Genomic DNA, 21,778 nt, shown 5'->3' with positions numbered 1-21,778 from the left:
CGTTCGTTGTCGCTTGTTTCAAGCAGCTTGTAAAAAAAACCCGCTTCTGCGGGTTTTTTTATTTCTGTTGCTTTATTTTGGCGGTACGAACAACGCGGAGTAATCGCGATTGCAGATACGCTGCACCGCCGGATGCTGGATCATCCTTTCCGCAAAAATTGCGTGATACTCCTCCATTACGTTATCCACCCGCCCTATCTCGACAATATTGTCATCTTCATAAAAATCATGCGCGTAAAGGCTGGGAGCGACGAAAATGGCATTGTGCGCCGCGCCGAACGCTTTCATAAGCGCCGCATCATCAAATTCGCCAAGGATTTCCACCTTCAAACCCTGCGAATGAATCCAGTTCAGTAATTTGCGCCCGAGCATCGAGCGTCGTCCAGGAATCAACAGTCGCCGCTCTTCAAGACATGTCGGGAAAGGTTTCGCCGGCGCAGGGCTCTGGCACCAGAAACTTACGCTACATTCGCCGATTTTGACGGAAAACAGCCCTGCCTGCTGAGTGGAGTCGATGGGGCAGTCGGAAATAATCATATCGAGCTTATGCTGGCTCAGCTGTTCCAGCAGCATCTCATGGGTCGACTCAAAACAGCGCAGGTGGATCTGCTCATCTTCCACTACCGCCGCGTCCAGTACGCCGCTCACCAGCCGTTTAGACAGCGCGTCCGCCACCCCGACATCAAATAACAAATGCGATTCTTTGCGGTAGTTAATGATGTCGAGCATTTCCTGACTTAGGGTAAACATACGATCGGCGTAACGAAACACCAGTTGTCCCAGCTCGCTCGGTTCAAGCCCTCTTCCTTTACGCTTAAACAATTTGCCCTGCAGCCGCTCCTCAAGCGCTTTGATCTGCCCGGTGATGGTTTGCGGCGTCAGGTACAACGCCTCGGCAGCCCCGACCACGGAGCCTTCCTTACAAACCTGCCAGAAATAATACAGATGGTTGTAATTGATATGAGACATAAGCGCTTTCTCTCTGGGATCCGTGAGGGCGGAGCGGCCTTCACTCCGAAAGGCCGCGTGATAAGGCGGGCGCTAGCGCGTTCCCGACAAATGGCTTCGCAGCAGAAGATACCCTGTTACCGCAGCCAGTAATGAACCAACCAGAATGCCAAGCTTCGCCCAGGTCACCAGAGAGGCTTCGACGTCGCCAAACGCCAGCGAAGCGATAAAAATCGACATGGTAAAACCGATGCCGCACAGTACGCCGACCGCCAGAATGGTTTTCTGGCTGACGCCCGGCGGCAGCGTGGCCCACTTAAACTTTATCGCCAGCGCACAGAAGAGACTGATGCCCAGCGGCTTGCCAATAAACAGGCCAGCAATAATACCCAGCGGCAATAGCGAAGTCAGCCCCGCAAGCGTCACGCCTGCCAGTGAAACGCCCGCATTGGCGAAGGCGAACAGCGGCAGGATCATAAAGCCCACCCACGGATGCAACGCATGTTCAAGCGTCCCGGCAGGCGAACGCCCTTTTTCCGCTTTCAGCGGCACGAAAAAGCCAATGATTACGCCTGCGAGCGTGGCGTGTACGCCCGATTTCAGCACCGCTGTCCAGAGCACTACACCTACCAGAATATAGACGCCCACGCGGCGTACGTTGCAGATATTCAGTACCGCCAGCACAGCGATGGCCCCCGCAGCCACCAGTAATGACATCATTGACAGCGAGTTGGTATAGAACAGCGCAATAATCACAATCGCGCCCAGGTCATCGATGATAGCCAGCGCCATCAGGAAAATTTTCAGCGCGGGCGGCACACGGCTGCCAAGTAGCGCGAGAATACCCAGCGCGAACGCGATATCGGTCGCGGCCGGGATAGCCCATCCCCCACGCGTCACCGGGTCCTGAAAATTAAACGCCAGGTAAAGCATCGCAGGAACGACCATGCCGCCCAGCGCAGCAATCACCGGCAGCGAAGCCTGCCGACGGCTGGCGAGCGAGCCCTGCACCATCTCACGTTTGACCTCCAGGCCCACCAGCAGGAAGAAGACCGCCATCAGGGCGTCATTCACCCACAGCAGCATATTTTTTTTAATCTCCAGCGCGCCGACCTGTAACTCCACCGGCGTGCTGAGAAAACCTTCGTAGAGATCGTGCGTGACGTTCAGGTTCGCCAGCAGCATGGCCAGAGCGGCGGCCACAATCAGGACGATGCCGCCTGCAGCTTCACTTTTAAAAAAACGTTGTACGGTGTTTATCATCATTGTTTATCCAGAACCATGGATCCATTTATTAACTAAATATCGGTAACTATAAGGATAGCGTTCTTTATTCATCGGAAAAGCAGTTTATTGTGCACACAAGACTCGTTAAAACCGAGTTATGGGGCTAGTGGAAAAGAGGGCCGCATGAAAAAGCATAAAAAAAGCCCCGGTAATCCTTACCCGGGGCCAAAGGTCCGCTCAAAGACAGGCTGAGCAGAAAAGGGAATACGCTTAATAAGCGCCTAAATCGGTCCAGACCTGATAAGGTCCGCTGTTCAGGTCAGGCTGCTCGCCCTGCGAGTACCAGTTGACCTGATAGTTACGGCCTTTCCAGCTTACCTTCTCGAAAGTGCCCCATTTTGCGCCGTAAATGGCGCTCGCGCTCCAGAGCGGATAAGGCGCGTTACCGGCGCTGTTATCGTCAGGCACGGGCGTTGGTGTGGGTTCCGGGTCCGGTGTTGGAGTCGGTGCGGGGGTATCTTCGCCAGACGGCGCAGCATTTGCCGGTACAGCGGTGACAACAAACCGCTGCTGAGACGAAGGCTCGTTTTTACTGTCGCGAACGAAAAGGGTGAACTGGTAGTCAGTACTCTGCGTCACCACTGGCACCTCAAACTCAATGACAATTGCGCTCTTATCCGCCACGGTGATGCTGGACGGCACGCCCCAGCTGAAACTCAGCGCGTCGTTATCCTCATCGTGCGACGCCTCGCCAGAAAGCTGAATGCGCGAGCCGCCAACGACACGCAGCTGGATAGCCGCCACCGGCGCATGGTTTACCGTTGGTTGCGGCACGCTGTCGCTGCCACCGTTGTCCGGTACGGCAACGTTAATCCCGTCGAAATAGAACGGCTTCATGTCCACCGTCTGGGTTTCTATTTCATAACCAAGCCCTTCACGAGCGGCATTAACCAGCACGCCGTTGTCCTGATCGATAGTCCAGGTAAACAGTCCGCCAAGATTGCGCGACGCGGCATACTGACCTTTCGCCTTCACCGAGCGCGGCGTATCAAGCGACATAAACAGTTTGCTTTGCGGATTGTAGAGGTAATCGGCATTGGCGATTTTATCGGTATAGACGTTAAAGCCGTTGCGCCCTTGTTGGTTTTCCAGATCCAGGTAGTTATAAAGGGTGTCATACCATTCGGTGCTGCCTGATTCGAACGTCCCGGTAGTGGTGCCATTACCCGGCGAGTAAGCGCCTTTCAGCGGAGAGAAACTCTCAATCACGGCGTTACGGGCATTGCGGGAGTAACCGGCATAACCGATGTTAATGCGATCGGACGGGAAACCTTCGGCAATCAAATAATCCACCACGGCCTCAATGCTCCAGCCGCCAGCGGTGAGCGGCGTCAGGTTGGTGTGATGCGTGAGGGTGTCAGCCCAGGGGGTGCCGAAGAAGTCATATGTCATCACGTTGATGGCATAAAGCCCGGCGTCCAGCAGCGCTTTCACGTTGGAATACTCAAGCGTAGAAACTACCGCCGAGCTGGCGATAGAGATTTTCACGTCGCTGCGCCCTGCCGCGCTGAGCTGTTTTTTCATCTCGGCGATAAGCAGCGCGTAGTTAGTGCCATCTTCCGGGCCGTGCGGGTTGCCGTTGCCTTCCGCGTTCGGGTACTCCCAGTCGATATCCACTTCGCTGAACATCGGGAACTGTTTAAACAGTTTCACGACACCGGCGGCAAAAGTTTTCCGGGAGGAGTCGGTTTTTGACATCTCATGGAAACCATTGCTCATGGTCCAGCCGCCGATACTCATCGACAGCGCCAGGGTATGCCCCTGCTGCTTCGCTTTTTGCTGGAGATCGCGCAGCCCGCCAAGCAGACCTTTGGTGGTCGCCTGGGTCACCGTGGCCGGATCGATATCCCAGCCGCTGGTGGTGTGGCCGCAGTTTTCATAGGACTGAAAATCGCCCCAGGGATCGAGAAACGTCGGTTCGTTGGTGTTTTTATTCGTCTGGCGCGCGGCGTTTTCAATGGTGTACTGCTTTTCGCCTTTGTCGCCGACGATGCCGAGGAAACCAAAAATGATTTTGTCATACGCAGTAGGCGAAACTTTTGCCAGGTCATAACCGCGGCCGCGGTTAGCAGGCGTATCGTCACCCTGCAGGCGGCCATCATATTGTGACCAGTCGGTATAATAACCAAACACTTTTGGTTTATTAGCAGGCTTATATTTATTGTATACCGGCTTTGCTACACGAGCGGAAGTATAACTGTATTTCTCAACTTCGCTGGCCGCTTTAAAACCATCGGCCGCATTACTGGTTTCAGTCAGGCTGTCGCCCTGAATTAATTTACTGGTAGTCATGTTTATTTTCCTTCGTGAAAAGTGAGTGCAGTACTTTCTGCGCTGACTATCATGTCCGGCTACACGGCCCCCGCTCCAGTCACAACTTATAAAAAGAGATTAAAAAATAAATGTGACTTAAATAACGATTACAAAATCGAGAACAAAAGGTATTTTTTACGTCTTTTACATTAGTATTCAACAAAATGAAACAAAATATATCATACAACAAAAATTAACCGCCTGTTAATTGCAAATTAAACGAGATTTAAAATGCCTGGCAAATCGTGATCTGGACTGCCGTTTCGCTAAATAAAAACGTCTTTTTGTTTACCGGCGATGGAAAAGGATTAAGCATATCCCTAATCTGAATGTCGCCAGAGAACTTCCCGCCCTATATTTATAGTTGTCCACAGGTGATATATGAAAAGCTATCTCATCAACCGTAACTGTATTTTTTCAGAGGCAAAAAACTAATTAAAAAATACCGATAATGCATGTGTCATAAAAATGACAACGATGCGGGCTCGGTGTTTGAGTTTTATTATCGAAAACGCCGGAAACGGCGTTATTGAAAAACAGCAAATTGCTGCCGTTTTATGGGGCAACCGGGGGCAGTATGTTAGCGACGCGAACCTGACACAGGTGCTTTACCTGTTGCGCCGGGACCTGCGTAGCCTCGGCATCAACGAGCTGTTTGTCACTATTCCTAAGCTTGGCATCAAGGTAAATGACGATGTCCCGGTCGATCTCCTGACCGAAGAAAACAAGAAGAAACCCAAACGCGCCTTCTGGACGGTAGCGGCTTTCGCCGTCTTTGTCGTCTGTGTCCTCGCGCTTTTAACGCTAGCGGATGTGAGCAATCCCTAATCTCTCTGTGAGGAATCACTATGAATCCTGTTATTGATGGCATTTTAAACATTGAGGGCAATTATGTGGAGCACCCGGCCGATCGTGGCGGCCCCACTAAATGGGGCATCACCGAGAAGACCGCCCGGGCACATGGTTACACAGGCGATATGCGTGACCTGAGTCGCGACGCTGGTTAAATGTGTTTAACCGTGAGCAGAAGCTTTACGACGATCTCGTTGTAGATGGCCATATCGGTAACCAGACGCTGAACGCGTTGAAACGTTATCTTGATACACGCGGCAAAGAAGGCGAAGGCGTGCTTGTGCGGGCGCTGAACTGTACGCAAGGCGATTACTATCTGGAGATAACGGAAAAGCGGGAGGCTAACGAAGCGTTTATCTACGGCTGGTTGCGCGAGAGGGTAACGATGTCCTGAGAAGAAGGCGTAAAAAAGCCCGCTACGATCGCGGGCTTTTTCCTGACTTATTTTAACAGTGAAGCACCGCTCAAAAAGTTTTTCACTTTCTCGCTTAATACTCGCAGGATAGGCGTAGCAAATACTCCGCCTAGCCCTGCCACCATCAGCACCATATTAAAGCTCATGTTACGGTCAATCGCGGCAACGCTTAGCAGGAATGCGGTAAAGCAGGAAATCGCTATCTGGGCCAGACAATCCATGATGTCTTTATGGGTGTCGCTTTTCTCGCGCTTCATTAAATAACTGACAAAGCCGCCCCACCCGCCGATGGCGATAATCGTTAATAAAATCTCCAGTTCGACCAGAACCAGTTTGGGTGCCCCGATGTGCGCTGCAATAGACATAATAAACCTCGTAAGAAATTAAACGGTGAAAGAATACGCCGTCTGGCGATGCGATTACGTTAGCCCCGCAATCAGTAGCATGCTAATCATTTAATCTCATTCTTTTTGCCGATAACGCTTCCCTTTCCGACTGCGCTTGTTTAATAAAAAATGTTTGCGAATGATTCACAGGCGTTTGAAAGATTATTTACGGTAATTGATAAGTGTTTGTAGCATCGCGATAACATCTTTAATCTGCTCACGCTGAGGATTCCCCCGATACCAGGCGGCATAAACTTTAATTATTTCAAGGTCTATAGCTTCGGGCAGCCCAATTAGCGCGATACGGTATTTCCCGCGTGTCTGGAAAAAGCGCGCCACCTTTAAAGGCAATATTGCTATCATCGATGTACTTTCAATAATACTCAATAAACCATTTATTGAATCTGTATAATAGCCGATGGAAAACTGCCTGTTAAATAATGATGACGAATCATGACTGGTGATATCTTTCTTTATTAAGGGTTTTATTGAACAAGGCTGATAGACCGCATGCCGGGCGCCAAAAAGATGCGCGAGCGACAATTGCGGCAGTGCGCAAAGCGGATGTTGAGTATTACAGATAACGGTGTAGTGACGATACTGATCGATAATAAGCTGTTCGATATCCGGTTCGCTGAAATAGTGGGTGGAAATGAGCAGGTCGCTTTTGCCCGTCTGGAGCTCACTGGTATGGCGCGCAACGCCTTTGCCCACGGAGGAGAGGTAATGCAGCCGATAACGTTCAAACATTTCCATATCAAACAGTTGGGAAAAATAGAACTGTTCACTGATGTCGTCCCCGGTTATTTTCAGCTCGCGTCGGGTATTTGACGCGACGTCAGGTTCAAACGTCGCGTTTATCATATTCATTACCTGGCTATAAGCGCGATGAATTTCATGCGCTCGTGGTGTCGGCGTCAGCCCTTCACGGGTCCGAATAAAAAGTTCTTCATTATAAGTTTGTTGCAGACGCTGAATGGCAAGCGTAATGGCTGCAGGGGTTACCTGAAGTCGTTGAGAGGCCCGGGTGGCATTGCCCGCAATGATCACCGCATCAAGTACTTTGATCAGATTATAATCGAACTCCCTGGCATCCTTTTTCTTCATGTCGCGGAGTGTCCTGGCAGGAAAGGTAACAACATATCTGCCCCTCAGCCTTCTGACAAAATCAATTTATCTCGCGGATAAATCACGCTCGCTCAAATAACCTCTTATCTCGTCTTTTTATGGCTAAGTGTGGCGTAAGTGAGAAATGCCGGCGAGGATAGTCGCGTTTGCACGATTTATCCTGCACCTGGCTAATGGCGGACACAAAAAAGCCTGAAAGGGATCTCCTTTCAGGCCTGTTATTGCGCATTAAAGCCAGACGGTTAGCGGGTCAGATCGTCAAAGAACTTTTTCACGCCATCGAAGAAGCTTTTAGAACGCGGGCTATTCTTTTCGCCAGTCGGGCCGCCAAAACTTTCCTGCAGCTCCTGGAGCAATGCTTTCTGGCGATCGTTCAGACCCACCGGCGTTTCGACCACGACACGACACAGGAGATCGCCCTGCGCACCGCCGCGTACCGATTTCACCCCTTTGCCCCGCATGCGGAACAGCTTGCCGGTCTGGGTTTCGTTCGGCACTTTCAGCATTACGCGGCCATCCAGCGTCGGGACTTCAATCTCACCGCCCAGCGCCGCCATTGCGAAGTTGATCGGCACTTCGCAGTAGAGATTATTGCCTTCGCGCTCGAAGATCGGGTGCTGTTTGACCTGCACCTGAACGTACAGATCGCCTGCCGGCGCGCCGTGCTCACCCGCTTCGCCTTCTCCTGCCAGACGAATACGGTCACCCGTATCGACACCCGCCGGGATTTTCACCGACAGCGTTTTGGTTTTCTCGATGCGGCCATGCCCGTGGCAGTTGTTGCACGGATCTTTAATCAGCGTACCGCGGCCCTGACAGTGCGGACAGGTCTGCTGTACGGCGAAAAAGCCCTGACGCATCTGCACCTGACCCGCGCCATGACAGGTCGGGCAGGTCTGCGGTTGGGTGCCGGGTTTAGCGCCGTTGCCGTGGCAAACTTCACACTCTTCAAGCGTCGGGATGCGGATCTCTTTCGTAACGCCGCGTACCGCTTCTTCGAGCGTCAGCTCCATGTTGTAGCGTAAATCCGCGCCGCGTGAGGCGCGACGACCGCGGCCACCACCAAAGATATCGCCAAAGACGTCACCGAAGATATCGCTGAAGTCCGCGTTGTTACCAAAGCCGCCGCCGAAACCACCGCCGCCCATGCCGCCCTGTTCAAAGGCCGCATGGCCATACTGATCGTAGGCCGCGCGTTTTTGCGCGTCGGTGAGGATTTCGTACGCTTCTTTAATCTCTTTGAATTTCCCTTCGGCCTCTTTATCACCCTGGTTACGGTCCGGGTGATATTTCATGGCCAGGCGTTTATACGCCTTTTTTATTTCACGCTCGTCCGCCGTTTTGGGGACGCCTAAAACTTCGTAATAGTCTTTCTTCGCCATTTTTTATCTGCCCCTGACATGCGTGCACGGGCGTGGAGAAAACTCCTACGCCCGTGCCAGTGTTATCTACCCTGCATCAGGGCGATTATTTTTTGTCTTTAACTTCTTCGAACTCAGCGTCAACGACGTCGTCATCTTTCGCATTGTTCGCAGAAGCGTCAGCGGAGCCCGCCTGCTGCTGAGCATGCTGCTGCTGAGCGATTTCCATCAGTTTCTGGGAAACCTGCGCCAGCGCCTGCATTTTCGCGTCGATATCCGCTTTGTCTTCGCCTTTCAGGGACGTTTCCAGCGCGCTCAGCGCGGATTCGATAGCGGTTTTGTCATCAGCCGGCAGTTTGTCACCTGCTTCTTCAACCTGTTTGCGCGTGCTGTGCACCAGGTGATCCGCCTGGTTGCGGGTCTGTACCAGTTCTTCGAACTTACGGTCAGATTCCGCATTCGCTTCTGCTTCGCGGACCATTTTCTGGATTTCGTCTTCATTCAGACCAGAAGAAGCCTTGATGGTGATTTTCTGCTCTTTGCCGCTGTTTTTGTCTTTCGCGGACACATGCAGAATACCGTCGGCGTCGATATCGAAAGTGACTTCGATCTGCGGCATGCCGCGCGGCGCCGGGTTGATACCATCCAGGTTGAACTGACCCAGAGATTTGTTATCGGCAGCGCGTTTACGCTCACCCTGCAGCACGTGAATGGTCACGGCGGACTGGTTGTCTTCAGCCGTCGAGAACACCTGGCTGTGCTTGGTCGGGATGGTGGTGTTTTTGGTGATGAGCGGGGTCATCACGCCACCCATGGTTTCGATACCAAGAGACAGCGGGGTCACGTCCAGCAGCAGAACGTCTTTCACGTCACCGGTCAGAACGCCGCCCTGAACGGCAGCACCGATTGCCACTGCTTCATCCGGGTTAACATCTTTACGCGGCTCTTTACCGAAGAACTCAGCCACTTTCTTCTGAACCATCGGCATACGCGTCTGACCGCCGACCAGGATAACGTCGTTGATGTCAGAAACAGACAGACCTGCGTCCTGCAGCGCCACTTTCAGCGGCTCGATAGAACGGTTCACCAGGTCTTCGACCAGGCTTTCCAGTTTCGCGCGAGTCACTTTGATGTTCATGTGTTTCGGACCGGTCGCGTCTGCGGTGATGTACGGCAGGTTCACGTCGGTCTGCTGCGCAGAAGAAAGCTCGATTTTCGCTTTTTCTGCAGCTTCTTTCAGGCGCTGCATGGCCAGCGGATCATTACGCAGGTCAATGCCCTGATCTTTCTTGAATTCTTCTACCAGATAGTTAATCAGACGGCTGTCGAAGTCCTCACCACCCAGGTGCGTATCACCGTTGGTTGCCAGTACTTCGAAGGTTTTTTCGCCGTCGACTTCATCGATTTCGATGATAGAGATATCGAACGTACCACCGCCCAGGTCGTATACCGCGATGGTGCGGTTGCCGGTTTCTTTATCCAGGCCGTAGGCCAGCGCTGCGGCGGTCGGTTCGTTAATAATACGTTTGACTTCCAGACCCGCGATGCGGCCGGCGTCTTTGGTAGCCTGACGCTGCGCGTCGTTGAAGTAAGCCGGAACGGTAATGACGGCTTCAGTCACCGGCTCGCCCAGGTAATCCTCGGCAGTTTTCTTCATTTTTTTCAGCACTTCCGCGGAAATCTGCGGCGGTGCCATTTTCTGGCCTTTCACGTCAAGCCATGCGTCGCCGTTGTCAGCGCCGATGATTTTGTACGGCATGATAGACACGTCGCGCTGAACTTCTTCGTCCTGGAAGCGGCGGCCAATCAGGCGTTTGATAGCGAACAGCGTGTTCTGCGGGTTAGTCACTGCCTGACGTTTAGCCGGCTGACCTACCAGAGTTTCACCATCCTGAGTGTACGCAATGATAGAAGGCGTGGTGCGATCGCCTTCCGCATTTTCCAGCACGCGAGCCTGAGTGCCATCCATAATCGCTACACAAGAGTTGGTTGTACCCAGGTCAATACCAATAATTTTACCCATCTAAACGTCTCCACTAAAAAATCGTCATCATGTGGTATGAACCTGTTATGCGGGCTAACGGTGGGGATTCAACCGTCCACCGCCCTTTTTTTTCAGGCTCATCCATTGCGGTTGACTACAAGATGGGGTCGCTCAGCCCGCCATCAAGGGGCAAAGCACAAAATTTTTTTATTTTCTCCCTTCTCAGATCATAGACGGCGCGAAAGGGCCTGATTATGATGCCGCGCCCTGTCACGAGAGATAACGGCCGGGGCGTTACTTTTTGCAAATTTTTCTTATTATTTTGAGGGTTTATGGGCAACATTAAGTTGGCTAATCCGGCCCCCCTGGGGTTAATGGGCTTTGGTATGACTACCATTCTGCTCAATCTGCACAACATCGGGATGTTCCCGCTGGACGGCATTATTCTGGCGATGGGAATTTTCTACGGCGGTATCGCGCAAATTTTTGCCGGTCTGCTGGAATATAAAAAAGGCAATACCTTCGGCTTAACCGCCTTCACGTCTTACGGTTCGTTCTGGCTGACCCTGGTGGCGATTCTGCTGCTGCCGAAAATGGGGCTGGCTGACGCCGCTAACGGCCACTTCCTCGGCGTTTATTTAGGCATCTGGGGCGTGTTTACGCTGTTCATGTTCTTTGGAACGCTGGGTGCCGCGCGCATGCTGCAGTTTGTGTTCCTGAGCCTGACCGTGCTGTTCGCCCTGCTCTCCATCGGCCATCTGGTCGATAACGAAAACATCGTACACATCGCAGGCTGGATTGGCCTTGTGTGCGGTGCCAGCGCTATCTACCTCGCCATGGGCGAAGTGCTGAATGAGCAGTATGGCCGCACCGTCCTGCCGATTGGCGAGAAACACTGATTTATGTTTTACGTCGTGCCTGCGGGCACGACGCCTTCTCCCGATGCGCTGATTGACGCGCCGTTCATCCTCTCTGTGCCACGCTTAGGCTATCTCTTTTTATCCGGCACGTTGTCTATGTTCACCGCTTCTTCTTCCTCTTCTCTGTTACGCCGCTGGGTCGCGCTGTTGTTGACTGGCGTGCTCGCGGGCCTTGGCGGCATGTTGCTCGCCCTGTTATTGCATGAAATTCAACATCTCGCGTATGGCTACAGCCAGCACACGCTGCTCGGCCCGCGCTCTTTTTTACAAGGCGTGAGCGATGCGGCCACGCCGCGCCGCTTCCTCGTGCTGGCAGCGGCAGGCATCGTGGCAGGCGGCGGCTGGTGGCTACTTGGCCGCTACGGTAAAAAACGCGTCAGTATCAGCGCGGCGGTCGCCAGTCCCGATATACCGATGCCGCCTAAAACCACGCTGGTCCACATTCTGCTGCAAATCGTGACGGTTGCGATGGGCTCGCCGCTCGGGCGCGAAGTGGCACCACGCGAAGCGGGCGCGCTCTTTGCGGGCGGCATCGCTCGCCGTTTGCATTTAAGCCGCGAAGAGATTCGCCTGATGATCGCCTGCGGCTCCGGCGCGGGCCTGGCGGCGGTATATAACGTGCCGCTCGCGGGTGCCATCTTCACGCTTGAAGTGTTGCTGGTCAGTTTTAACCGCGAGGCGGCGCTGGCGGCGCTAACCACCTCCGCGCTCGCGGCATGGATTGCCTCACTGGGGCTTGGCGATGAGCACCAGTACCGCTTCACCGCCGAAGCCGCTGGCCTGTCGCTGGTCTTCTGGGGAATGCTTTCCGGCCCGCTGTTCGGCGCAGCTGCGTTTCTGTTCCGTCGCCTGACGCAGCGTGCCCGCGCTAAAGTTCGCGCCAACTGGCAGATGCCGGTGTTCAGTCTGGTTGCTTTTCTGCTTCTCGCTGCACTGGCCGTCTGGTTCCCACAGTTACCAGGCAACGGTAAAGGCCCGACGCAGCTGACGCTCAGCGGCGACGTGACGCTACCGCTCGCCGTTGCGCTGTTGTGCCTGAAAGTGCTGGTCATCTGGGCGGTGCTGCGTGGTGGGGCGGAAGGCGGTCTGCTGACGCCGGGGCTGACCGTCGGCGCGCTGCTGGGCTCGCTCATTTTCCTGCTGCTTGGCCGCTATTTCCCCGGCAGCGATATGGCAGGGTTTGCGCTGACTGGTGCCGCCGGATTTTTATCAGCCTCAATGATGATGCCCATCACCGCGGCGATGCTGATGCTTGAGTTCACGCGCATGGATCACAGTTTTATCGTGCCGGTCGCGCTGTGCGTGGCAGGGGCGTTTACCACCTGTCGCCTGCTTGAGGGAGCCTCAAAAGGCTAATTTTTCACCAAAGGGAAACGGCGAGTAAACAAAAGCACAGTAATCCCTTTTTTTAATTGATAAGAATTATCATTCAATAATAGTGTGGCCGGGCGTATGCCGGATATCCCGTATCCGGCGCGCCTGAAATGGAACGTTAAAGAAAGACAACGATTCTGTTGTGCTGCATAAGGTTATCCGATGAACTCCAGCCTTACCGCCACTGAACAAACTGGCGAATCCACCGTTGTGTCGCATTACCGCAAGATCATCGTCAGACGCTTTCTCCTGGCAGGTGTCCTTCTCTTTTTTATTGTGTGCTCGCTTATCCTTGATTTCACGCTTGGCCCATCCGGCCTCTCTGTCTCCACGCTCTGGCAGACATTGATTCACGCCAGCACCGCTGACGCCGGCACACGCGTGATTGTCTGGGATTTACGCCTGCCCTTCGCACTGATGGCCATTGCGGTCGGCATGGCCCTGGGCCTGGCTGGCGCCGAAATGCAAACCATCCTGAATAACCCGCTCGCCAGCCCGTTTACGCTCGGCGTGTCATCTGCCGCCTCCTTCGGCGCAGCGCTGGCGATTGTGCTGGGCTTAGGGATACCAGGCATCGCCGATAAATGGTTTATCCCCGCGAACGCCTTTGTTTTCGCCCTCCTCGCCTGTTTTATTCTGGACGGCATCAGCCGATGGACACGAGTCGCCACCTCCGGCGTGGTGCTGTTCGGTATCGCACTGGTTTTCACCTTTAACGCGCTGATTTCCATTCTGCAATTTGTCGCAAGCGAAGATACCCTTCAGGGTCTGGTCTTCTGGACGATGGGCAGCCTTGCGCGAGCCTCCTGGGATAAACTTGCCATTCTGGTCCTGGCGCTGGTGATTATCGTGCCGCTGTCGCTCAAAAATGCCTGGAAACTTACGGCGTTGCGCCTTGGCGAAGATCGTGCGGTGAGCTTTGGCATCGACGTAAAAAAACTGCGCCTCGCCACACTATTACGCATCAGTATTATCTCCGCGCTGACGGTCGCGTTTGTCGGGCCGGTTGGTTTTATTGGCCTCGTCGCGCCTCATATCGCACGCATGCTTTTTGGCGAAGATCACCGCTTTTACCTGCCGGGTAGCATGCTCATTGGCGCGCTGGTGCTCTCACTGGCATCGGTCTGCGCTAAAAATATCGTGCCGGGCGTCATCATTCCCGTTGGCATCGTGACGTCGCTTGTGGGCGTGCCGTTCTTCCTGAGCATCATTATCCGCAATCGGGGGAACGTATGACCGACGGCCTGCTGGTGCAAAATTTGCACACCGGTTATCGCAAGAAAAAGATCATTTCCGGGCTGACGACCCCGCGACTCCCCCGTGGCGAAATCACGGCTTTGCTCGGCCCGAACGGCTCCGGGAAATCGACCTTCTTACGCGCGATAGCCGATCTCAATCCCGCCGACGGCGCGTTGTTGCTAAACGGCTGCGATTTAATGACGCTTCCTGCGGCGAAGCGGGCGCAAAAGGTGGTGTATCTGCCGCAGTCGCTTCCCCAGGGCGTTCATCTGCATGCGCTTGAATCCGTGATTGTCGCGCGGCGCGCGAGCAGCCAGGCTTCCGGCAAGCACGTTGAGCAGGAGGCCCTGGAGATGCTCGATAAACTCGGCGTCGCGCATCTCGCGATGCGCTTCCTTGACCAGCTTTCCGGCGGGCAAAAGCAGCTGATTGGTCTGGCGCAGTCGCTTATCCGCGAACCGGATCTGCTGCTGCTCGACGAACCGCTAAGCGCCCTCGATCTCAACTATCAGTTTCACGTCATGGATCTGGTGGCTCGCGAAACGCGCCAGCGCAATATCGTCACGATGGTGGTTATCCACGACATCAATATTGCGTTACGCCACGCAAATTATGCCCTGATGCTAAAAGGTGGCGAGCTTATCGCCAGTGGCCTGCCGGACGATGTCGTGACGCCTGAAAATCTGGCGGCAGTGTATGGCGTTCAGGGGCGAGTGGAATATTGCTCTCGTGGACTGCCGCACGTGGTGGTCGACGGATTAACTTCATAAGAAAAAGACGGGGAAAACATGACGCTGAAAAAACTTATTGCCGCCGCAGGCGGCTTGCTCCTGCTGCTCGTGCCGGTTATCGCCGAAGCGCAGCACTGGCCTGTTACGATAAAGGATCTGGATAACCGCACGGTCACGATAGCGCACGAACCGCAACGCATTATCCTTCAGGACGGACGTGATATTTTCGCGCTGGCGCTGCTTGAGCGTGACAATCCTTTCGCCAAAGTCGTCGCCTGGAACAACCTGCCGAAAAAACAGGATTCCGAAACCTGGAATGTGCTGAAGCGCAAATGGCCAGAGGCGGAAGCCATTCTCGATATGAAGTTTTCTGATCAGGGAAATGTCGATCTGGAAACCGTCATCTCTCGTCAGCCGGATCTGATGATAGCCCAGCTGCGCGCTAAACCCTCACTGGTGCAAACCGGCGTGCTGGCGAGACTCGAAGCGCTGCATATTCCGGTCGTGTTCGTCGATTATGAACTGCATCCGGTAGAAAACACGCTGCCGAGCATTGCGCTGTTGGGCAAGGTTCTCGGGCAAACCGACCGCGCGCAGGCGTATATCGATTTCTATCAACAACGACTGGACACGATTCATCAGCGTCTGGCAGATGTGACGAAAAAGCCGCTGGTCTTTATCGAACCGATTGCCGGTGTCGGCGGGCTGGATAACGGCTGCTGCTTTACACACGCGCATAACGGCTGGGGCGGGCTGGTTGAAGCGGCGGGCGGCACGAATATCGGTTCGCAACTGTTGCCGGGCGCGTCCGGCAACGTGTCGGTAGAGAAGATTATCGCCATGAACCCCGATTACTACCTGATGACGGGCTCAAAACGTCCGGGCAAAGGCACAGCGGTTATCCCGTTTGGCTATAACGTTCCGGCAGCCGAGGTGAAGAGCGCCTTTGATGCTTTAGTGGCGCGTCAGGGTGTCGCCAGTATTCCGGCGGTAGCGCAAGGCCATACGGGGGCGTTTTATCACCATTTTTATAACAATCCGTACAACATCGTCGCGATTGAAGCGCTGAGCAAAACGTTCTACCCGACGCAGTTTAAGGATGTCGATCCGCTGAAGGATTACCATGCGATCGTCACAACCTTTACCCATATCCCGGATGACAACATCATCCTGAATTACTCACCGGCGCAGTAATGCCGCAGGCCGGGCGCGCAATGGCGCCCGGCCTGACCGTTTACAGCTGTGAGGGCGCCGCCCCGCACACGCGCGAGACCGCCGGACGATACAGCCAGATACCCAGCCCTAATCCCATCACAGAAAGCGCCAGCACGTACCATGCCGGTGCCATCGGCGAAACGCCCATCAGCATCGTAACCGCAACCGGCGTCAGTCCGCCGAAAATGGCGTACGCCACGTTGTATGAGAACGAGATGCCGGTAAAACGCACCTCAGCCGGGAACGCGCGCACCATCACGTACGGCACTGCGCCCACCACGCCGACACACAGTCCCACCAGTCCGTAGAGTAAAAAGAGCTGTTCAGGGTGCGTGCCAGAGAGGTGGTAAAACGCCCAACTGGATGCCGCCAGCAGTACGCTGCCGACGATAAAGGTCCGGCTGGCGCCGAAGCGATCGGCGGCAAGCCCCGCGATAAGACAGCCGAAGCAGAGCATGATCGTGGCGATACTGTTGGCCTGTAACGTCACCGCGGGCGCAAAGCCGTATTGCTTTTGCAGCCACACCGGCGACATCAGGATAACGACGACAATGCCCGCTGATAACAGCCATGTCAGCAACATCGAGATCACGACGCCCTGACGATGCTTCACCACTACGGCTTTCACCGGCAGTTCCTGTGCCAGCGCTTTACGCTGCTGCATCTCAAGGAAAACAGGCGTCTCCTGTAGCCAGCGTCGCAGATACATCGCCACCAGCCCGAACGCGCCGCCAAGCAAGAAGGGAATTCGCCAGCCGCCATTATGGATAGCCTGCTGCGTCATGCTGGTGTTAATAATGGTCGCCACCACCGAGCCCAGCAAAATACCTACCGTCAGGCCCGCGGTCAGCGTACCGCAGGCAATGCCGATGCGTTTTTCCGGCACATGTTCGGCAACAAATACCCACGCGCCTGGCACCTCGCCCCCGATGGCCGCGCCCTGCAAAATACGCATCAGGAGCAGTAACACAGGTGCGGCAATCCCCATTGCGGCATAATCCGGTAGCAGGCCTATCAGCAGTGTCGGCACTGCCATCAACAGGATGCTGAGGGTAAACATTTTCTTACGCCCCACCAGATCGCCAAAATGCGCCATGATAATGCCGCCCAGCGGACGCGCCAGATAACCGGCCGCAAAGATCCCGAACGTTTGCACCTGGCGCAGCCATTCAGGGATATCCGGTGGGAAAAAGAGTTGGCCAACAACTGCGGCGAAAAAGACGAAGATGATGAAATCGTAAAATTCCAGCGCGCCGCCGAGGGCCGCCAGCGTCAGCGTTTTGTAGTCCTGACGATTAAGTGGGCGTGTTTGCTGTTCCATAACGAACCGTTTGTAAAGAGGTGGGCGAAAATAAGTTTACCTCAAAAGCGTAAACTAAAAGTGACTATATCGTTAAATCACTACCACGCCACCGCTAAACCACGATTATGCCAGGAACAGCAAATAATCAGCCTTTTACTTCGCGAATTGCAGTTTTGGGGCGAAATGCCACTACAACTTCGGGGTTAGTCTCCACATAAGGGCCATCCAGCAACTGGATACAATACGGAACACTGGCAAATATTCCTGACACTCTCACCTGCCCGTTCTCTTCTTTCAGCCCTTCAAGCGTCTCTTTAATCGATTTCGGCTGGCCCGGCAGGTTGAGAATGAGCGCCTGTTTGCGGATAACGCCCACCTGACGCGAGAGGATCGCGGTCGGGACAAAGTTCAGGCTTATCTGGCGCATCTGTTCGCCAAAGCCCGGCATTTCGCGATCGGCGATGGCAAGCGTGGCGTCCGGCGTGACGTCGCGACGCGCAGGCCCCGTGCCGCCAGTCGTAAGTACAAGGTGACAGCCCATTTCATCAACCAGCTCGCAGAGTGTCTGTTCAATAAGCGGTTGCTCATCAGGCACCAGACGCGTCTCCAGTTCGAAGGGCGTCGCAAGCGCCTGCGCCAGCCACTCTTCAAGGGCGGGGATGCCTTTATCCTGATAAACACCGCTGGAAGCGCGGTCAGAAATTGAAACTAAGCCTATGCGTAACGTATCCATATCATTTCCGAAAATCAGTGCGGTTTTGCGAAATGATACACGCCAGCGCGGTTTGCAGACAGGGAGAGAATGCAAGAAACGTGGCCGGCAGGGCCGGCCACGGAGGGATTACAGCAGGTCTTCGACCATTTTTTCCAGTTTTTCCTGGTCAATGGCGAACTTGCGGATACCATCCGCCAGTTTGTCTACGGCCATCGGATCCTGGTTGTGCTCCCAGAAGAACTGGGATTCAGTCAGGCGCGCCGGGCGTGCCTTCACTTCGCCATTGAAAGCGAGTTTGCGCTCAACCGCGCCTTCGCTTTCTGCCAGCTCTTTGAGCAGCGCAGGCGCGATAGTCAGACGGTCACAACCGGCCAGCTCAAGGATTTCGCCGACGTTACGGAAGCTTGCGCCCATCACTACCGTTTCATAGCCGTGCTGTTTGTAGTACTCGTAGATTTCCGTCACGGACACCACGCCCGGATCTTCCTGCGGCGCGTACTCTTTCTTGTCAGTGTTGGCTTTGTACCAGTCGAGGATACGGCCCACGAACGGAGAGATCAGGTAAACACCCGCTTCGGCGCATGCACGCGCCTGCGCGAAGGAGAACAGCAGCGTCAGGTTACAGTTGATGCCTTCTTTTTCCAGTTGCTCAGCCGCGCGAATGCCCTGCCAGGTGGAAGCCAGCTTGATAAGAATGCGATCGTTACTAATGCCAGCGTCGTTATAGAGTTTGATGAGGCGCTTGGCTTTAGTGATGCTGCCTTCAGTGTCATAGGAGAGACGTGCATCCACTTCGGTCGAGATACGGCCAGGGATAAGTTTCAGGATCTCCAGACCGATATTCACCGCCAGCTTATCGGTCGCGTCTACCACCTGCTGTGCGCGATCGCTGCTCTGGCTTTTCGCCCAGGTCACAGCATCGTCAATCAGCTTGCGGTATTCCGGGATTTGCGCGGCGTTAAGGATCAGAGAAGGGTTAGTTGTGGCATCTTGCGGCTGGTACAGCTTCATTGCCGCGATGTCTCCAGTGTCAGCAACCACGGTTGTGAACTGACGAAGGGAGGTCAATTTATCCGTCATGATAGTGTTTCTCTTTAGAACTTCGTGTCAGGGAAAGGTAACCGGTCTGCGTTGATGATAACACGAGACTTTTCGAGCGCAACCGAGGCAATCGCGTCGCCGCGGTGTGATAAACTCCTTTTATTTCAGGCGCTGCTATTTCAGGGAAGGTCTGTTGGCGACCCTCGCCGCAGGCGATAACGCAGCGCAACGCCACGGGGAACAGGCATGTCAGATTTTCTTTTATTTATCAGCGAAATATTATGGGAATCGGCCATGCTGTACCTGCTCGCAGGCGCTGGTTTCTGGTTTTCCTGGCGCACGGGCTTTATCCAGTTCCGCTATCTGCGCTATTTCCCACGCGCGCTGAGCCGCAGCCTGCGTCCGTCCGGTAATGGGCTGACGGCATTTGAAGCACTCTGTACCAGCATTGCGGCGCGCGTCGGCAGCGGCAATATCGCAGGCGTGGCGTTCGCAATCATTAGCGGCGGTCCCGGCGCGGTGTTCTGGATGTGGGTCGCCGGGCTTATCGGCATGGCGACGTCGTTTGCTGAAAACGCGCTGGGCCAGCTCTATAAAGGGCGCGACAGAGAAGGCTATTTTCGCGGCGGCCCCGCCTGGTATATGGAACGCGGGCTCGGCATGCGCTGGCTGGGCGTCCTGTTTTCTCTGTTTTTAATCTTCACTTTCGGACTTCTCTTTAACGCCGCGCAGGCAGGCGCGCTTTCGCAAGCGCTCAGTAAAACGCTGGCGATCCCGCCGCTTCTCAGTAGCGGACTGCTGGCGCTGTGCCTGCTGCCTATGCTGCTGCTCGGCTTTAACCGCGTGGCCCGCCTGATGTGCCGTGTGGTGCCGCCGATTGCCGGTATCTGGATTGTGACCGCGCTTATCGTCATGCTCCTGCATCTCTCCGCGCTGCCCGGCATCCTGCAACTGATTGCGCGCAGCGCCTTCGGCTGGCATGAAGCCGCCGCCGGCGCGGTTGGCTGGACGATAAGCCAGGCGCTCACCAGCGGTTTTCAGCGCGGCATGTTCTCGAACGAAGCGGGCATGGGCGCCTCGCCTAATGCCGCCGCCGCCGCGACTTCCTGGCCGCCCCACCCCGCCGCGCAGGGTATCGTGCAGATGATTGGCGTTTTTATCGACACGCTGGTTATCTGTTCCTCCACGGCATTTATCGTATTGCTCGCAGGCGCTACGTCTCCAGGCTCCCTCGCGACGGACGGATTAGCGCTCGCGCGCGAATCACTGGGTGTGCTTATCGGCCCGTGGGCGAAAGAGCTGGTGGCGGGCGTGATTGTGCTCTTCGCCTTTATTTCTATTGTCGCTAACTACGCCTATGCCGAAAACAATCTGGTGTTTCTGCGCCGCTATACGCCCGCCTACCGCTGGCTGCTGCGCGTCGCGGTGATAATCATGGTGCTCACCGGGCCGTTTCTCAATCTGCCGCTGCTGCGCCAGGTTGCTGAAGTGGCGATGGCATTAATGGCGGTGATGAATCTCTCGGCAATCCTTCTGCTCTCGCCGGTCGTGAAATGCATTGCTGATGACTACCTGCGCCAGCGCAGGCTGGGGTTAAAACCGGTCTTTAACGCCGACCGCTATCCGGATATCGCCCGCCAGGTGGCGCCGGAAATCTGGCGCGGCGCACCGCTGGAGTAAGTGTGTTCAATCGCAGCCATTGGTTCACTTTGCGGCGTTCTTTGGTAGAGTTTCGGGAAAACGAAGAAAGGACATGTCATGCTGATTCTTATTTCTCCTGCCAAGACCCTGGATTACCAGAGTCCACTTGCCACGACACGCTACACCCAGCCTGCGCTGCTCGACCACGCGCAGCAGCTTATTGAGGTCGCTCGTCGTTTAACTGACGAAGAAATCGCCGACCTGATGAGCATCAGCAGCAAACTGGCGTCGCTTAACGCCACTCGCTTTAACGACTGGCAGCCCGATTTCACGCCGGAAAACGCCCGTCAGGCTATCCTCGCATTCAAAGGGGATGTCTACACCGGACTTGAAGCAGAAAGGTTCAGCGAGGCGGATTTTGATTTCGCCCAACAGCATCTGCGCATGCTTTCCGGGCTTTACGGCGTGCTCCGTCCGCTTGATCTGATGCAGCCTTACCGCCTGGAAATGGGCACGCGCCTTGCGAACCCGAAAGGCAAAGATCTCTACACGTTCTGGGGCGAGACGATAACCCAGACGCTGAACGAGGCAATTGCTGCTCAGGGCGATAACATCGTGGTGAATCTGGCGTCGGATGAATATTTTAAAGCTGTCAAACCGGCGAAGCTGAATGCGGAAATCATCAAGCCGGTATTCCTTGATGAGAAAAACGGCAAATTTAAAGTCATCAGTTTCTATGCCAAGAAAGCACGCGGGCTAATGACCCGTTACATTATTGAAAACCGTCTGACGACGCCCGAACAGCTGACGGCCTTCGACAGCGAAGGCTATTTCTTCGATGAGACCGCCTCAGGCGGCAATGAGCTGGTCTTTAAACGTCACGAGCAATAAAAAAGCCGCCTGCGAACAGGCGGCTTTTGTCTTT

Annotated in this window: 17 protein-coding genes and 2 pseudogenes; 9 read left to right on the top strand and 10 right to left on the bottom strand. The window is 54.7% G+C overall.

Annotated features, from left to right (window positions below):
- Positions 1-72: 72 nt before the first annotated feature.
- The 3 genes from nhaR to AFK62_RS03370 all read right to left on the bottom strand — a co-directional run bounded on the left by nhaR (position 73) and on the right by AFK62_RS03370 (position 4,527).
- Positions 73-969: a transcriptional activator NhaR gene (nhaR, locus tag AFK62_RS03380; protein WP_032984402.1), complete on the bottom strand. Its 897-nt coding sequence runs from the start codon at positions 967-969 to the stop codon at positions 73-75.
- A 72-nt stretch (positions 970-1,041) separates the two neighbouring features.
- Positions 1,042-2,214: a Na+/H+ antiporter NhaA gene (gene nhaA, locus AFK62_RS03375; RefSeq protein ID WP_007672490.1), complete on the bottom strand. Its 1,173-nt coding sequence runs from the start codon at positions 2,212-2,214 to the stop codon at positions 1,042-1,044.
- Between the two features lie 231 nt (positions 2,215-2,445).
- Positions 2,446-4,527, bottom strand: coding sequence for a glycosyl hydrolase family 18 protein (locus tag AFK62_RS03370; RefSeq protein ID WP_007672506.1), 2,082 nt, complete (start codon positions 4,525-4,527; stop codon positions 2,446-2,448).
- Positions 4,528-4,929: 402 nt separating this feature from the next.
- Here AFK62_RS03370 and AFK62_RS03365 point away from each other — a divergent pair.
- Both AFK62_RS03365 and AFK62_RS20805 read left to right on the top strand, forming a co-directional pair.
- Positions 4,930-5,376 (top strand): annotated as a pseudogene (locus tag AFK62_RS03365) (winged helix-turn-helix domain-containing protein).
- Positions 5,377-5,396: 20 nt separating this feature from the next.
- Positions 5,397-5,794: pseudogene (locus AFK62_RS20805) on the top strand (putative peptidoglycan-binding domain-containing protein).
- A 47-nt stretch (positions 5,795-5,841) separates the two neighbouring features.
- Here the strand turns inward: AFK62_RS20805 and AFK62_RS03355 are convergent.
- The 4 genes from AFK62_RS03355 to dnaK form a co-directional block, all read right to left on the bottom strand.
- Positions 5,842-6,180: a phage holin family protein gene (locus tag AFK62_RS03355; RefSeq protein WP_007672516.1), complete on the bottom strand. Its 339-nt coding sequence runs from the start codon at positions 6,178-6,180 to the stop codon at positions 5,842-5,844.
- A gap of 183 nt (positions 6,181-6,363) precedes the next feature.
- Positions 6,364-7,308, bottom strand: coding sequence for a LysR family transcriptional regulator (locus tag AFK62_RS03350; RefSeq protein WP_007672526.1), 945 nt, complete (start codon positions 7,306-7,308; stop codon positions 6,364-6,366).
- Positions 7,309-7,571: 263 nt separating this feature from the next.
- The gene (gene dnaJ, locus AFK62_RS03345; protein WP_007672527.1) at positions 7,572-8,711 is read right to left on the bottom strand and encodes a molecular chaperone DnaJ; all 1,140 of its coding nucleotides are present in this window, start codon (positions 8,709-8,711) and stop codon (positions 7,572-7,574) included.
- Positions 8,712-8,796: 85 nt separating this feature from the next.
- Entirely contained in the window at positions 8,797-10,713 is a 1,917-nt protein-coding gene (gene dnaK / locus AFK62_RS03340) for a molecular chaperone DnaK (protein ID WP_053531714.1), read from the bottom strand.
- A 293-nt stretch (positions 10,714-11,006) separates the two neighbouring features.
- On the opposite strand from dnaK, the gene satP reads away from it, so the two are divergent.
- The 5 genes from satP (at position 11,007) to AFK62_RS03315 (ending at position 16,132) form a co-directional block, all read left to right on the top strand.
- Entirely contained in the window at positions 11,007-11,573 is a 567-nt protein-coding gene (gene satP / locus AFK62_RS03335) for an acetate uptake transporter (RefSeq protein ID WP_053531713.1), read from the top strand.
- Between the two features lie 117 nt (positions 11,574-11,690).
- Positions 11,691-12,950, top strand: coding sequence for a chloride channel protein (locus AFK62_RS03330; protein ID WP_032984577.1), 1,260 nt, complete (start codon positions 11,691-11,693; stop codon positions 12,948-12,950).
- 180 nt (positions 12,951-13,130) lie between these two features.
- On the top strand, positions 13,131-14,204 hold the full coding sequence (locus AFK62_RS03325) for a FecCD family ABC transporter permease (RefSeq protein WP_007675797.1): 1,074 nt from the start codon (positions 13,131-13,133) through the stop codon (positions 14,202-14,204).
- Positions 14,201-14,977, top strand: coding sequence for an ABC transporter ATP-binding protein (locus AFK62_RS03320; protein WP_007675795.1), 777 nt, complete (start codon positions 14,201-14,203; stop codon positions 14,975-14,977). Before AFK62_RS03325 ends, AFK62_RS03320 begins: the two co-directional genes overlap by 4 nt.
- Before the next feature lie 18 nt (positions 14,978-14,995).
- Complete coding sequence (locus AFK62_RS03315) at positions 14,996-16,132, top strand: ABC transporter substrate-binding protein (RefSeq protein ID WP_007675794.1); 1,137 nt, start codon at positions 14,996-14,998, stop codon at positions 16,130-16,132.
- A 40-nt stretch (positions 16,133-16,172) separates the two neighbouring features.
- On the opposite strand, the gene AFK62_RS03310 is transcribed toward AFK62_RS03315, so the two are convergent.
- The 3 genes from AFK62_RS03310 to tal all read right to left on the bottom strand — a co-directional run bounded on the left by AFK62_RS03310 (position 16,173) and on the right by tal (position 19,251).
- Positions 16,173-17,474, bottom strand: a complete 1,302-nt coding sequence (locus tag AFK62_RS03310) for an MFS transporter (protein ID WP_007675792.1) — start codon at positions 17,472-17,474, stop codon at positions 16,173-16,175.
- A 127-nt stretch (positions 17,475-17,601) separates the two neighbouring features.
- Positions 17,602-18,189, bottom strand: coding sequence for a molybdopterin adenylyltransferase (gene mog / locus AFK62_RS03305; protein ID WP_032984573.1), 588 nt, complete (start codon positions 18,187-18,189; stop codon positions 17,602-17,604).
- Positions 18,190-18,297: 108 nt separating this feature from the next.
- Positions 18,298-19,251: a transaldolase gene (gene tal, locus AFK62_RS03300; protein WP_032984566.1), complete on the bottom strand. Its 954-nt coding sequence runs from the start codon at positions 19,249-19,251 to the stop codon at positions 18,298-18,300.
- A 207-nt stretch (positions 19,252-19,458) separates the two neighbouring features.
- Between tal and AFK62_RS03295 the strand changes: the two genes are divergently transcribed.
- Both AFK62_RS03295 and yaaA read left to right on the top strand, forming a co-directional pair.
- Positions 19,459-20,892, top strand: a complete 1,434-nt coding sequence (locus AFK62_RS03295) for an alanine/glycine:cation symporter family protein (protein WP_007675789.1) — start codon at positions 19,459-19,461, stop codon at positions 20,890-20,892.
- A 78-nt stretch (positions 20,893-20,970) separates the two neighbouring features.
- The gene (gene yaaA, locus AFK62_RS03290; protein WP_007675788.1) at positions 20,971-21,744 is read left to right on the top strand and encodes a peroxide stress protein YaaA; all 774 of its coding nucleotides are present in this window, start codon (positions 20,971-20,973) and stop codon (positions 21,742-21,744) included.
- Positions 21,745-21,778: the final 34 nt, after the last annotated feature.

Source organism: Cronobacter condimenti 1330 (genome assembly GCF_001277255.1).
Lineage (GTDB): Bacteria > Pseudomonadota > Gammaproteobacteria > Enterobacterales > Enterobacteriaceae > Cronobacter > Cronobacter condimenti.
Note: the sequence above shows the minus strand (reverse complement) of the source record. Positions and strands in the feature narration are given on the sequence as shown.